Raw genomic sequence first — 14406 nt, forward strand, 5'->3', positions numbered from 1 at the left:
TACAATAGCTTGTTCGAAATTGCATGAAAAATACAAAAAAGCTTGTGGAAAATTAAACTCCACAAGCTTTTTTATGTAACGTTTAAACCGATTCTATACGGCCAATTGCTTGGCGTTCGAATTTTAAACGTGTATTTCCGTCAACTAATAAATAGACAGTCGTATCTTCAATTGCATCTACTTCTCCGTGTAAGCCACCTACAGTAACTACTTTATCACCACGTTTTAAGCTGTTTTGCATTGTAGCAGTTGCTTTTTGACGTTTTTGTGCCGGACGAATTAAAATGAACCACATCGCAACAAACATTACGATAATCGGTAAAAATTGTACTAAACCTTCCATTTTCAAATTGCCCCCTTTCTCTATCTCTTTCTCACTTACCTAGTATAGTATAGAATTGCAGGTTTTTGCGCAAAAAACTCTTTTTTTTCTCAAAAAAATTATATTGAATTTCGAATTTCGAACATATTTTTAGAAATTTTTAGCATTCGGTTTATTGTAACCGTACTTCTCAAAGAACTCTTCTTTGAAATCGCCTAAACGGTCTTCGCGGATTGCCTGGCGTACATCTTCCATTAATTTAATAAGGAAGCGTAAGTTATGGTATGACGTTAAACGTAAACCGAACGTTTCTTCTGTACGCAATAAATGACGCACATACGCGCGTGTATAGTTTTTACATGTGTAGCAATCGCAATTTTCATCGATTGGTGTAAAGTCTTTTGCATATTTCGCATTTTTGATGACCATACGTCCTTCAGATGTCATCAATGTACCGTTACGTGCAATACGTGTTGGTAATACACAGTCGAACATATCGATGCCGCGCATTGCTCCATCGATTAACGAGTCCGGTGAACCGACACCCATTAAATAGCGTGGTTTATCTGCCGGCATCATTGGTGCAGTAAAGTCCAAAACTTTATTCATAATATCTTTCGGCTCACCAACCGATAAACCGCCGATTGCATAACCAGGAAAATCGAGCTCTACTAATGCTTCAGCCGATTTACGGCGCAGCTCTTCATATTCCCCGCCTTGAATAATACCGAACAGCCCTTGCTCTTCCGGGCGTTGATGTGCTTCTTTACAGCGTTTTGCCCAACGTGTTGTGCGGTCAACAGATGCTTCCATGTATTCGTATGTTGCCGGGAAAGGCGGACATTCATCAAATGCCATCATAATATCAGAACCTAAGTCGTTTTGGATTTCCATCGCTTTTTCCGGTGATAAAAACAGCTTGTCGCCATTTAAATGGTTTCGGAAATAAACGCCTTCTTCTTCGATTTTACGGAACTTAGATAATGAGAACACTTGGAAACCGCCTGAATCAGTTAGAATTGGACGATCCCAGTTCATGAATTTATGCAGTCCACCTGCTTCTTTCACGATATCATTCCCTGGACGCAACCATAGGTGATATGTGTTAGATAGAATAATACCTGCATTCATTTCTTTTAATTCTTCAGGGCTCATTGCTTTTACTGTCGCTTGTGTACCAACTGGCATAAATGTTGGTGTTTCAAAGGAACCGTGTGGTGTATGGACAATACCTAAACGCGCACCTGTCTGTGCACATGTTTTAATCAATTCATAACGAATTGGTGGTTGTTTTGTTGTTTCAGTCATATAAAAAAATCCTCTCGTTTCTAAAGTAAATACAGTACTTCGAATGAAAACACCTACTAAGTTTAGTAGGTGTTGCACAAATTATTATTGTATATAGGTTTTTGTTTAATTGCAAATTACTTAGCCGGACGGATAAACATGGCATCGCCAAAGCTGAAGAAACGGTATTTTTCTTTAACGGCTTGTTCATAAGCGTTCATAATTGTTTCTTTCGAAGCGAGTGCGCTGACAAGCATCACTAATGTTGACTTCGGTAAATGGAAGTTTGTAATCAGGCCGTCGATTGCTTTATATTCATAGCCCGGATAAATGAAAATATTTGTCCAACCATGAGAAGCGACAATTTTACCGTCATTTTTCGATGCAACTGTTTCAAGAGTACGGGTTGAAGTTGTCCCTACCGAAATAACTTCGCCTCCAGCTTGTTTGACACGTTCAATTACAGCCGCTGCCTCTTCTGACACACTGTAAAATTCAGAGTGCATATCATGGTCCTCAATCGAATCCACACTGACAGGTCGGAATGTACCAAGTCCCACATGCAGTGTAATAAATACGACTTCAACACCCTTTGCTTTAATTGCTTCAAGTAATGGCTGTGTAAAATGAAGGCCAGCTGTTGGTGCTGCTGCAGAACCACGCTCTTTCGCATAAACCGTTTGATAACGATCTTGGTCTTCCAACTTTTCACGAATATATGGCGGTAATGGCATTTCACCCAGTTGGTCTAAAATTTCATAAAAAATCCCGTCATATGTAAATTTAAAAGTACGGCCACCGTGATCCAGTTCACCTGTGCAAGTCGCAGTCAACAACCCATCACCAAATGTAACGACTGTGCCTGTTTTAACACGTTTTGCAGGTTTTACTAACGTCTCCCACTCATCGTCATTTGTCTGTTTTAACAGCAACAATTCAATGTTCGCGCCAGTATCTGCTTTGACACCCATTAAGCGTGCAGGTAATACACGCGTATCATTTAGTACAAGGCAATCCCCTGCATTTAACTCCTCTAAAATATGACCGAATGTGTGATGCTCGACTTCCAATGAGTTCGGATTTACTACCATTAAACGACTCGCTGTACGATCCAATAATGGTGTTTGGGCAATTAATTCCTCTGGTAAATAAAAATCAAAATCTTCTACTTTCACGTTCAAAACTTCCTTCTATTCTTTTTGTGTCTGCGGATAACCGAAATGGTCGTAACAAAGATTTGTCGCGATTCGGCCGCGTGGTGTTCGTTGAATAAATCCGATTTGCAATAAATATGGTTCATATACATCTTCAATCGTAATACGCTCTTCTCCGATCGATGCCGCTAATGCATCCAATCCGACAGGACCTCCGCCAAATCGTTCAATCATTGACTGCATCAATTTATGATCGATATGATCAAGTCCTCGTGGATCAACTTGCAGCAGTTCGAGCGCCTGTTCCGCCAAATTTGTGGAAACAATGCCATCTGCCAATACTTGTGCATAGTCACGGACACGTTTTAACAATCGATTTGCGATACGAGGTGTCCCTCGGGATCTGCGGGCAATTTCAAATGCCGCATGCTTATCCAGCGCAACACCAAACAATTCACCGGAACGGATAACAATTTCGGCTAATGACTGCTCATCATAATATTCCAGTCGCGATAAAACACCAAAACGGTCACGAAGCGGTGCAGATAAAGCACCTGCTCTCGTTGTTGCACCAACGAGTGTAAATGGCGGCAACTCCAATCGGATCGAACGGGCTTCAGGACCTTTTCCGACTACAATATCCAGACAGAAATCTTCCATCGCAGAATAAAGCACTTCTTCAATCGCTCTTGGCAGGCGATGGATTTCATCGATAAAAAGCACATCCCCTGCTTCAAGAGAGCTTAAAATCGCTGCTAAATCACCAGGTCGCTCAATCGCAGGACCGCTCGTCATCTTTACATTTACATCCATCTCGTTCGCTATGACAATCGCTAACGTCGTTTTCCCTAAACCAGGTGGACCATAAAGGAGAACATGGTCAAGACTTTCCTGACGTAGCTTAGCGGCTTCGATAAATATTTTCAGGTTTTCTTTCACTTTATCTTGGCCTATGTATTGCGCTAAACGTTGCGGTCTTAAAGAAAGCTCAAACTGCTGCTCGGCATCTGTTGCTTCACCAGAAAGTACACGGTCTGACATGCTTCTCACTCCTTTTTATTTCAATTTCAACAACAGCTTCAATGCCTGTTTAATATAGGCGTCTGTCGTCGTTAACTTATCGTCTTCACTTAATTGCGGTCTGATTTTGTCTAATTCCTTTTCTGAATAGCCTAATGCGACAAGTGCCAGCATCGCTTCCTGCAATTCATGTTCATTCGGATTCACTCCAAACAATGGCAGCTCATTTTCTGCACTTGGTAACTCGACGTGATCAAGTAGCATGTCCAGCTTCCCTTTTAGATCGAGAATCATTTGACGTGCTGTTTTTTTCCCGACGCCCGGGAAACGGATTAAAAATGCTTCATCTTCCATTTCAATTGCCTGAATGACTGAAGTCGGATTACCGCTAGCTAAAATAGCAAGCGCGCCTTTTGGACCAATGCCCGATACTTGAATTAGCTTTTTAAATAATTCACGCTGCTCCAAACTATTGAACCCGTATAAATTTTGGGCATCTTCACGCACTTGCAAGGATACATATATTTGCTGTTCGCTTGCAGATGTACGGAATGCAAATGGATTTGGCGTATACAGCATCCAGCCAATGCCTTGTTGCTCTAATACAATATACTCGGGTGTAACCCTTGTAACCTGTCCTTTTAAATAATCATACATCGTTTTATCCCTCACATTTCTCGCTCTATTATAGCATAAGAGTTGTGAATTACCGAACGTATGTTGGTTCAAAAAGAAAAGACCGTCCTTTAAGACAGCCTTTAATAGTTTATCATATTCTTCTCCATCTAACATCGATTATAAACTGCCAATTAATTTTGCAATGTATCGATCTGTCTTGCAAAAGAATCGTAATTTTTCATCCAGTCATAAACAATCGATTGAATAAACGGATAGCAGGAAAGCTTTTGACGGTCGCTGAGTTTCAGATAAAACAGACATTCCCTTAATATTTCATTCGGGAAAAACAGATAATGAAGCTTTTCCTGCGCTTTATGCAAATAATGGTGGTCATTTACAAGCGGTTGTATTTCATACTGAACATGCGGCAATACGCGATGAAGCCATAAAATAATTTCATCTGAGGCTTCCCCTAAAGAAGCTAAATCAAAATCAATAAGTTTCACGTCTTCTCCACGTAGCATCACATTATGATGAACAACATCCCCATGTAAAATCGTTTGCTTTTCACTCGGAACTGTTATTTGAGCCATTAAACCTAAGGCATAGGAAGCATGGTTGACTAAAATATCATAATTGCTTTTTAATAAACGTCTTAGTTCTCTTTCATGATGGATAAAACGCTCAAATCTCCTCTTCCACTTCTCCTCTAATCGATATGTGGACAAGATGCCTGTTTCCGCCCAAGGAATGACTTCACATGTTTCATGCAGTTTTTCGATTGCATGCAGGGAAAGCTGCTGATGTTCAAACCGTTTATACTCCGCACTTTTCCCTTCAAACCAAAACTGCTTTAATATATGCGGCTCTTCATTTTCTACAAGTGGTATATGATATGGAAATTGTATATTTTCAAGCTCTCGATGAATCGCTTTAACTTTCTGCGCCACAAAACCATTCTCATAGTACTTCATAAAAAAGGACCCTTTATGTGTATCCCACTTCCAGCAATTCTCTTTAATTACTATTGACATGACTTAGGCGGATGTGGCATTTGGTGCATTTGGGGCATCGTATTTGCTGGATATGGCATCATGTGCTGCATTGAATTTTCTTGATATGGCATCATGTGTGGGTAACAAGGGTTTGGTTGACGCATCATGTGGTCAATTTCTTCATAATACTGGTGCACTAGGTGATCTTTATCATGGCAATGATCTTTCTTTAATGAAGACTCATCATTAAAAATCGGCTGCATTTGCATTTGCATCGGCATCGACATCGGCATTGGCTCCATGTACATATTTGGTTGCATTTGCATCGGGGATTCCATTGCCATTTGGTTACATTTTGAACATCCATGCATTTGAGGCATCGGCATTGGATGCATTGATTGCATGTGCATCGGAGATTCCATGGCCATTTGATGACATTTTGAACATACAGGCATTTGTGGCATCGGCATTGGCATTGGCATGTGGTGACATGTTGGACACACAGGCATTTGCGGCATCGGCATTGGCATTGGCATCGGCATCGGCATCGGCTGAATATAGTGTGGTTGTTCGATAAAAATCGGTTGCTGTGGTTGCTGCGGAGGTTGTTGAATAACCGGTTGCTGTGGCAATGGCATTGGTTGTGGTGCTGTCACCGTATTTTCAAATGTCGGCTGAACATGTACATGTGTTTGCCAGTTTGGCATTGGCATTGGCATCGGCATCGGCTGTGGTGCCGGTGGCTGGAAATAAATATCCCCTTGCCAAATCGGCTTTTGCGGCTGTGGCATCGGCATAGGTGCCGGTGTTGGTACAGGCACTGGTGCCGGCTTAACGATATGCTCTTTCTTCGGTGCTGGAGCTGGTGCAGGCATTTGTACCGGCTGCTCTTTAACAGATTTCGGCTGTTCCTTCACAGGTTGCCGCATTTCTTTTTTCGCTGTCGTGTCCGGTAAATAAATTTCCATCCCCGGAACAATATAATCAGGGTTTGCTAAATGGGCATTTAATCGCTTTAATTCATCAAAGCCAACCGCGTATTGCTTCGCGATTTTCCACAAAGTGTCTCCCTTTTGAACAATATGAACGCGCACTTCTTTCCTCCTTTTCTCGTAATAGCATATGCACAAATTGTGCTATTGCCACAATGTTCACGCTTAGCAAGCGGTAAATATGATAAGATGAAAAGGAACTGGTATGCTAATTGAGGTGAATATATTGAAAAAATTATTAGGTGAAGAACGGCGTTTGGAACTGCTTGCATTGTTAAAAACGGCTGAACAGCCAATGACAGGTACAGATTTGGCGAAGCGTACAAATGTTTCAAGACAAGTCATCGTCAATGATATGAATTTATTGAAAGCACGAAATGAACCGATTGTAGCAACAAGCCAAGGGTATATTTATATGCACAATGTCCAGCAAACACGCCTTCAACGTAAAATTGTATGTATGCACAATCCAAATGAGGCAAAAGAAGAACTTTTCATATTGGTCGACTGTGGTGTTATGGTCGAAAGCGTTATAGTCGAGCATCCGGTATACGGAGAAATTACCGCTTCGATTATGGTATCAAACCGCTTGGAAGTGGAGCATTTTGTAAAACGCGTCCAAGAAACTAATGCCCTTTATCTTTCTGCATTAACGGACGGTACACACTTACATGTCATTAGCTCGACTTCTGAAGAAAGCTTGAATCTGGCAGAAGAGAAATTACGTCAGCGCGGGTTCTTGATTGAAAACTAAGATAAAACAGCTTATTCAAAAGACACCCTGTCACATGAATAAGCTGTTTTTTTATGATTAGTTCTGCTGCGCTCCACTCCCTATGAATGTTTTCCGGCGATACACGCTTAGTGCAATCCCAATGACAAACGAGTTTATTAGGAGGGATGTAAAACCGTAACTTATAAAAGGAAGCGATAATCCGATAATCGGCAACCAACCAAGAATCATTGCCACAGAATATCCAAACTGCATGCAATAAAAAGATACTGCTCCGATTACAAGCATTTTGCCATATGAACGGGTTAATTGTTTTGCTTCCCAAAGTATACGAATTGCGATGGCGAATAATACCGTTACGACAGCAATTCCTGCAATGTAACCAAATTCCTGGATAAGCTGTACTAAAGCAAAATCTGTATGCCCTTCCGGAATATATCGGATCGTCTCTGCCCCAAACCACCCAGCTTCATTTAATGCATTTTTGATTGCCAAATAAATATAGCCTTCCTGTGTCGCATAGCTTTCCGGATTCAGAAAAGCATAGATACGTACAAGCTGGTAATGGTGCAGCTGCGGAGTCATCAGAAACACCGCACTAGCGATTAAGCCAATCACTGTTATACTTGTCAAAATTTTCGATTTTAGCGAGTAGTCACTTAAATAAAACAAAATAGTAACGACCCCTGCATAAATAAGGGCTGCTGTCAGGTTTGGCGCACATAAAATAAACCATAACGGCAAAACAAATAAGATGATTAACTGCCAACTTTTAAATTTCTTCTGTGTAAAAAAGCCTGCCCAAGCAATGAGCAGCAATGGTAAAACGGTCCAAGCCTGAATCTGTATCGGCCCTACCATTAAATAGCTTTGCCCGGAAACCATAGCTGTCGGAAAATAATTTAATATCATTAACAAAATAAGGGCACCCAAATATATAGCTAGACTGAAACGCTCCAGCTTCCGATAATCGATATACATCAGTGCTGTAATCAATAGGAGGGCACAAAGAAGGTGTAGCCATTTGTTTCGAATAAAATAATTAGTCATGTCTGCCCCAAAAATAACAGTACTATCAAATGTTAAAATCGGGATAAAGCTGGCCCCTAATAGAATAGCAACTAAACTAATCAGCAGCCAATCGACTTTGGGCCGGTGAATCTTGTCCATCGATTTTCCGAGTGCGGATGGTGAGCCCATTTCATCAATTGCTTTTCGTTCCGCTTCATCGGGTGTATACCCTTTTTTTAACCAGGCATTTTTCGAATGTTCTATATGGTGCTTTAATTCATCATATACATGTACCTGAGCTTCTTTTGAACGAATAAAGGCTGTTACTTTATTTAAAAAACGTTCACTCTGCATGCATACGCACCCCCAACAGACGCTCCTTCAATGTCAGTTTGATTTGTCTCTCTTGCTGTAATTGTTTTTTTCCGGTCTTCGTTAACTCATACCGCTTAATGCCGTCCGTCCAGTTTGCGAGCACAAACCCATTCCTTTCCTGTTCATGAAGAATTGAATAGATGATTCCCTCATTATTGATTACATCCTGTATTCCCCTTACATGCAGTAATTGCGTAATTTCAATACCGGACTTTGCTTCAATTAAAAGTGACAAAATTACCCTTTTCAACTCATCGATGTTTAACTGTCGTTGGACATTTTCTTTATGCTGCTCTGTGAACTTTGTGCTGGAAAATGCGGTGCGATCCATCGCTTTTTTAAAATTTTTTAAACGATCATCCATTCTCTTCACGCTCCAGATGTTTTTTTAATAGCTGCTTTCCTTTTCTAAGCCTTGTTTTCACCGTGTTTTCACTAATTTGCAGTACTTCGGACATTTCCTTCATCGTTTGATCTTCGTAATAGCACAAGTAAATAACTTCACGATATTTGACTGGCAGTGCCATGACCGCCTTGACTAAGTTATTATCTTCCTGCTGCTGTATGACTTCTTGTTCAACGGACATACCGCTTTCTACTTTCATAAAAACTTCATCATCTTTTGCTTCGACATTTTTGGCATACCAGCTTTTCAAATAATCTTTTGAATGATTAATTGCAATACGCCAAAGCCATGTTTTTAACGATGAACCATATTGAAAAGAAGGGAGTGCCTTGTAGCATTTCACGAAAATTTCCTGCGTCAGATCCTCGGCAACCGAATGATTATGTACATATTGCATAACAAGCTTTAATATCTCTTCCCCGTACTGTTGCATTAATTCATCTATAATCATTTCATTTGATAAATTAGCGGTATCATTTATTAAATAACTTTCCACCTAAATACCTCCTTTCATCAATTAGACGAGCCTCGTTTTAGGAAAGTTTGATTTTCATAAGGAAAATTCTAATATAATTACAGAACTTCTAATAAAAATTTTTATTTTCTAATAAATTGTCGATTTTCTAAAATATCGTTTCGATGTTCTAATAATGGTTTACTTTTTTCTAATATCGCAGCTGGATTTTCAAATATCCTAATGATATTTTCTAATATCCCACAGCAATGTTCTAATATGTACGTCATGTATATTCTTTTTCAACCCTACACTTTTAGAATTTAATAAACTCATTGTATTTCCTAATAAAAGCCACATTTCTTCTAATAACCGCACCCCACTGTTCTCATAAAAATCCGAACAAAAAAAGCACTCCGCATGAAGCAGAGTGCACCTGTACATTTTATAAAAATCGTTTTCGCTGTTCCGGTGACGGTAACATACATTCCTGTTTTTTTCCGAACCATTTGTAGCGATTTTTGGCAATCCAGCGATACACAAGATCACGAACTGGTTTTGGTACAACCACAAATACGTAAAACAGCTTCCACAAACCTGATAAGTTTCGTGTAATTTTAAGTGCGGCCGTCGATTCCGTAAAATGCTGGTCGTCTTCTATAAACACAATACTATCTGTGTTTTCCGGCACATCATACTCTTTTAACAATGCCCTTCCAACTTCACTTTGCAGCGACGCAAACTGAAACAATGCTTTCGGGTCACGTTTAATAATAAACTGGACACTTGCATCACAGAAATTGCACTCTCCATCAAATAATAGGATTCGCTTCATGCTCTTCACCTCACTCTGGTGTGACGTATGTATAATATGTACCGAGTGACTTCACTTTGCAGCCTAGTGCAATCAGTTCTTCCACTGCACCTTTCATCATCGGTTCCTCTTCATCTGCTAGTATATCAGTAATGAAGAAATAATTCCCCAGTCCTGTTTTAAGTGGTCGTGATTCAATCTTACTCAAGTTCAGTTTACGCCATGCAAATACCGAAAGTACTTGATGAAGCGCACCAGATACATCTGTCGGTAATGTAAGCATAAACGTAGTTTTCGGTTGTGCCTGCAACGGTACTAAACCATGCTTTATATTTTGCTTCGATAAAACGAAGAAGCGCGTATGATTAAAATGGAAATCATGGATATTGTGTTCGAGTATATGTAAATTATATTTTTCAGCGGCAGAAAAGTTCGCAACGGCAGCAATACAGCGGTCTTCAGTTTGGGATACAAGCTCTGCTGCGGCAGCAGTTGAAGAATACGATGTCTGTCTTACCCCTCCATGATTATAATATAAATATTTATGGCACTGTGCTAAAGCATGCGGATGTGAATAAATCTCCTCGATTGCCTCTTTATTTTCCGCAAACTTTTTATTCACTAATAAATGCTGCTGAATTTTCGACATCACTTCAGCTGTAACGAAAAGCTCGGATTCATGGTACAAGTAGTCAATTGTTAGCGGAACAGAACCTTCCAGTGCATTTTCCACCGGGACTACCGCCAGCTCAACTTTCCCTTCCGATACCGCTTCAATGCATTCCGGAATCGACTTGTACGGAATATGCCAATCATGCGGAAATAGTCCCTTTGTTGCTAAATATGTAAATGATGCTTCCGGACCTAGGTAAGCAACTCTTTTTTCCCAATTTTTTTCTGACATCAATAAGCACCTCGATCATAAGTTCTAAATTTTCTGGAAATTCATCCTATAAGAAAAGCTGTCCAAAATGCCCTAAAACACATTGGACAGCATTTTTATTTATTATATCCTGATGTATTTGCACCGGAACATCTCACTTTTTCTGTTAAACAACATTGCTCTTCAAAGGAAAGTTAAAATGCGCCAGAACTGATTACTTCAGCAGATTCGATAAATTCAAGTTGATTTAAGCTGCGAATAAGTTCATCCAGCTCATAAGACATGCTTGTAACATCTAAAGAAAGCGTCACATTGGCACGTCCTTGAATCGGAATCGTCTGATGAATCGTCAGAACATTGCAATGTGCATCAGATACAGTTTCGAGTAATTTGGCAAGTGTACCTTTTCGATCTTGTAATTGAATGAAAACTGTTAAAATACGCTCTTGCACAATCGAATGGAAAGGAAAAACTGCATCACGATATTTATAAAATGCGCTACGAGATAAATCCACTTCTTTTACCGCATCCCATATAGATGAAACAGATCCTTTTTGCAATAATTGTTTTGCTTCCAATGTTTTTTGCATCGCATCTGTCAGGACATCTTCACGCACTAAATAATATCGCTGATTTGCTACGTTTTTCATCGTCATCCCCCACTTAATTAGTCGACAAAGTCAAATTCGAATTCCATTAAACGTACAGTATCGCCGTTTTGGGCACCGCGTTTACGTAACTCTTCATCGACACCCATCGCACGTAATTGGCGAGCAAAGCGTCGAATACCGTCTTCACGGCTGAAGTCCGTCATTTTGAATAGGCGTTCGATTGTGTATCCTGAAAGAACATATGCACCATCGTCATCACGTGAAATTTCGAAGTCGCCGCCTTGGCCTTCATGCTTGTACATTACGACTGCATCTGATTCTTCTTCAAGTACATCGTGTAATAAGAACTCCGGTGTCACTTCTAAAAGATCTGCAATTTCAAATAGTAATGGCTTTAACCCTTGACGAGAAACCGCTGAAACCGGGAAGACCTTTACATCTTCTCCCACTTTCTTTTTAAACTCTTTCAAGTTTTCTTCGGCATTCGGCATATCCATTTTGTTTGCAACGACAATTTGAGGACGCTCAAGTAATCGTAAGTTATATTGTTCAAGCTCGTTGTTGATTGTTACATAATCATCATAAGGTTCGCGGCCTTCCATACCGGACATATCGATTACGTGTACGATTACACGTGTACGCTCAATGTGACGCAGGAACTGCATTCCTAATCCGACACCTTGGTGCGCACCCTCGATTAGACCAGGTAAATCTGCCATTGCGAATGAACGGCCATCATCAGTTTCCACCATACCTAAGTTCGGTACGATTGTCGTAAAGTGATAAGCGCCGATTTTAGGTTTTGCAGAAGAAACAACAGAAAGTAATGTTGATTTACCAACAGAAGGGAAACCAACTAATCCAACATCCGCCAATACTTTCAATTCTAAAATTACTTCCAGCTCTTGACCTGGTTCGCCTTTTTCGGCTAATTCTGGTGCTGGGTTAGAAGGTGTCGCAAAACGGCAGTTACCACGTCCGCCACGGCCTGCTTTAGCAATTACAGCTTGTTGACCATGTTCAACTAAATCGGCAATGACTGTTTTTGTTTCAGCATTCATCACAACTGTTCCTGGTGGCACTTTTACGATTAAATCTTCTGCACGACGACCGTGCATCCCTTTACTCATTCCGTGCTCTCCACGTTCAGCTTTGAAGTGACGTTTGTAACGGAAATCCATTAGCGTACGTAAACCTTCTTCTACTTCAAATATAACGTTACCGCCTCGTGCTCCGTCTCCACCTGCAGGACCACCATTCGGTACATATTTTTCACGACGGAAGGCAACCATTCCATCCCCGCCGTCTCCACCTTTAACATAAATCTTTACGTGATCGACAAACATTTCTTTCACTCCTCATATGTGAAGAACATATTTCCAACTTGTATTCGTTTGTTCATATGTTTCCACATTAAAAATATTCTGTTCTATTGAAAATGGCGACTGTTCCCATTTTCCCTTTAAATGAAATGAAATATTCCATTTCTCTTCATATGTTTCGATGTTTAACAGTAATTGATGCTCTTCATATGGATCAAGCTTGTCGTAAACATGAATAATTGTGTTTTCCAAGTATTGAACAATCGCTTCATCGTACTTGCTTTGTATTGGCGCGTTTACATTACTTGTCATGCTTAGTTGTAAAGCCGGATAACGCCAACTCAGGGTATGAAGCCATTCCACTGTTTCCGTTAATTGAAGTCGATTGATGTTCGAAAGCATTTTACAATGTTCAGACTGGTCAAAAATTACCTTTTTGGCCTCGTCCACTCGTCCTAAATCTAAGTTCATCTGGATTAAATGAAGCTGATTCAAATAGTCGTGATTCGCAAAGCGTAATGCTTCACTTACAGTTAATTTTGAAACGGTCATTTTACACACTCCGTATTACAGTATTATTAGTATAACAAGTTTTTCATCAATTTTCCTTCCATACTTCATACTCATGCCATATTCAATACTTAAGAAAATTTCAACCATCCATTTATAAAGGCATCTCTTCATTTTTGTGCAAAAACTTAAAAAAGGACTGCAATAAATGCAGTCCTTTCATTGCAAGAATTATGCTTCTTGAGCTGTAGGGTATACAGATACTTTTTTCTTGTCGCGACCATAGCGTTCAAATTTAACAACGCCGTCAACTTTTGCGAATAATGTATCGTCACCACCGCGGCCTACGTTTGTACCTGGGTAAATTTTTGTACCGCGTTGACGGTAAAGAATTGAACCACCAGTAACAAATTGACCATCAGCGCGTTTAGCACCAAGGCGTTTAGACTCAGAGTCACGTCCGTTTTTAGTAGAACCTACACCTTTTTTAGATGCGAAGAATTGAAGATCTAAAGTTAATAATAACATTCTGTTCCACCTCCTAGATCATTTTATATTTCAATTCGATATATTCTGAATAGCTCGCAGTCATTGTATAGAACTGTGTCACCATTGTGTTCAGAATAACTTGTAATTTAGCGTCTGTTTCATCATTCAGTTCAGCTTGTGGAACAGTTACTTTTAAGTAACCGCCTTCAGCACCTTGTTCGATTTCAGGAGTAATTCCTGTAATTTGCGGGATTGCATTCACTGCACCAAAGGCAACAGCAGAAGCACCAGCACAAACTAAATCTCGACCATAGATATCCGATAGAGCATGTCCTGAAATTTCAAATCCATACGATTTACGATTTTCATCACTATAAATAGTTACTGTAATCATATCCATCACCTACTTA

General features: G+C 40.0%; 18 protein-coding genes. 1 reads left to right on the forward strand and 17 read right to left on the reverse strand.

Annotated elements, in window-relative coordinates:
* Window positions 1-82: 82 nt before the first annotated feature.
* The 7 genes from yajC to MHH37_RS13585 form a co-directional block, all read right to left on the reverse strand.
* Window positions 83-343: a preprotein translocase subunit YajC gene (gene yajC, locus MHH37_RS13555; protein WP_008405239.1), complete on the reverse strand. Its 261-nt coding sequence runs from the start codon at window positions 341-343 to the stop codon at window positions 83-85.
* Window positions 344-472: 129 nt separating this feature from the next.
* Complete coding sequence (gene tgt / locus MHH37_RS13560) at window positions 473-1630, reverse strand: tRNA guanosine(34) transglycosylase Tgt (protein ID WP_008405238.1); 1158 nt, start codon at window positions 1628-1630, stop codon at window positions 473-475.
* Window positions 1631-1746: 116 nt separating this feature from the next.
* The gene (gene queA / locus MHH37_RS13565) at window positions 1747-2784 is read right to left on the reverse strand and encodes a tRNA preQ1(34) S-adenosylmethionine ribosyltransferase-isomerase QueA (protein WP_342573523.1); all 1038 of its coding nucleotides are present in this window, start codon (window positions 2782-2784) and stop codon (window positions 1747-1749) included.
* Window positions 2785-2799: 15 nt separating this feature from the next.
* Entirely contained in the window at window positions 2800-3804 is a 1005-nt protein-coding gene (ruvB, locus tag MHH37_RS13570; RefSeq protein WP_087615947.1) for a Holliday junction branch migration DNA helicase RuvB, read from the reverse strand.
* Window positions 3805-3819: 15 nt separating this feature from the next.
* Window positions 3820-4440: a Holliday junction branch migration protein RuvA gene (gene ruvA, locus MHH37_RS13575; protein WP_008405232.1), complete on the reverse strand. Its 621-nt coding sequence runs from the start codon at window positions 4438-4440 to the stop codon at window positions 3820-3822.
* 152 nt (window positions 4441-4592) lie between these two features.
* The gene (locus MHH37_RS13580; protein ID WP_087615945.1) at window positions 4593-5375 is read right to left on the reverse strand and encodes a phosphotransferase; all 783 of its coding nucleotides are present in this window, start codon (window positions 5373-5375) and stop codon (window positions 4593-4595) included.
* A gap of 50 nt (window positions 5376-5425) precedes the next feature.
* Window positions 5426-6490: a LysM peptidoglycan-binding domain-containing protein gene (locus MHH37_RS13585; protein ID WP_342573524.1), complete on the reverse strand. Its 1065-nt coding sequence runs from the start codon at window positions 6488-6490 to the stop codon at window positions 5426-5428.
* 124 nt (window positions 6491-6614) lie between these two features.
* On the opposite strand from MHH37_RS13585, the gene MHH37_RS13590 reads away from it, so the two are divergent.
* Window positions 6615-7142, forward strand: a complete 528-nt coding sequence (locus MHH37_RS13590) for a transcription repressor NadR (RefSeq protein WP_014823343.1) — start codon at window positions 6615-6617, stop codon at window positions 7140-7142.
* Between the two features lie 57 nt (window positions 7143-7199).
* On the opposite strand, the gene MHH37_RS13595 is transcribed toward MHH37_RS13590, so the two are convergent.
* From MHH37_RS13595 to MHH37_RS13640, 10 genes are all read right to left on the reverse strand, one after another.
* Entirely contained in the window at window positions 7200-8486 is a 1287-nt protein-coding gene (locus MHH37_RS13595; RefSeq protein WP_342573525.1) for an FtsW/RodA/SpoVE family cell cycle protein, read from the reverse strand.
* Complete coding sequence (locus MHH37_RS13600; protein WP_065215609.1) at window positions 8476-8871, reverse strand: helix-turn-helix transcriptional regulator; 396 nt, start codon at window positions 8869-8871, stop codon at window positions 8476-8478. Before MHH37_RS13600 ends, MHH37_RS13595 begins: the two co-directional genes overlap by 11 nt.
* Window positions 8864-9409, reverse strand: coding sequence for a sigma-70 family RNA polymerase sigma factor (locus MHH37_RS13605; RefSeq protein ID WP_342573526.1), 546 nt, complete (start codon window positions 9407-9409; stop codon window positions 8864-8866). Before MHH37_RS13605 ends, MHH37_RS13600 begins: the two co-directional genes overlap by 8 nt.
* A 403-nt stretch (window positions 9410-9812) precedes the next feature.
* On the reverse strand, window positions 9813-10202 hold the full coding sequence (locus MHH37_RS13610; protein WP_008405219.1) for a thiol-disulfide oxidoreductase DCC family protein: 390 nt from the start codon (window positions 10200-10202) through the stop codon (window positions 9813-9815).
* Window positions 10203-10212: 10 nt separating this feature from the next.
* Window positions 10213-11085, reverse strand: coding sequence for a prephenate dehydratase (pheA, locus tag MHH37_RS13615; protein WP_342573527.1), 873 nt, complete (start codon window positions 11083-11085; stop codon window positions 10213-10215).
* A 173-nt stretch (window positions 11086-11258) separates the two neighbouring features.
* A complete protein-coding gene (locus MHH37_RS13620; protein WP_008405215.1) occupies window positions 11259-11714 on the reverse strand; it encodes an ACT domain-containing protein in 456 nt (151 codons plus the stop codon).
* A 17-nt stretch (window positions 11715-11731) separates the two neighbouring features.
* Window positions 11732-13021, reverse strand: coding sequence for a GTPase ObgE (gene obgE / locus MHH37_RS13625; protein ID WP_008405214.1), 1290 nt, complete (start codon window positions 13019-13021; stop codon window positions 11732-11734).
* Between the two features lie 12 nt (window positions 13022-13033).
* Window positions 13034-13549: a Spo0B domain-containing protein gene (locus tag MHH37_RS13630; RefSeq protein ID WP_008405211.1), complete on the reverse strand. Its 516-nt coding sequence runs from the start codon at window positions 13547-13549 to the stop codon at window positions 13034-13036.
* Window positions 13550-13738: 189 nt separating this feature from the next.
* Window positions 13739-14035 (reverse strand): 50S ribosomal protein L27, encoded by a 297-nt coding sequence (rpmA, locus tag MHH37_RS13635; RefSeq protein WP_008405208.1) that lies wholly within the window; start codon window positions 14033-14035, stop codon window positions 13739-13741.
* Window positions 14036-14048: 13 nt separating this feature from the next.
* Complete coding sequence (locus tag MHH37_RS13640; protein ID WP_008405207.1) at window positions 14049-14390, reverse strand: ribosomal-processing cysteine protease Prp; 342 nt, start codon at window positions 14388-14390, stop codon at window positions 14049-14051.
* Window positions 14391-14406 lie beyond the last annotated feature (16 nt).

The sequence above is a fragment of the Solibacillus sp. FSL K6-1781 genome, assembly GCF_038630735.1.
Lineage (GTDB): Bacteria > Bacillota > Bacilli > Bacillales_A > Planococcaceae > Solibacillus > Solibacillus silvestris.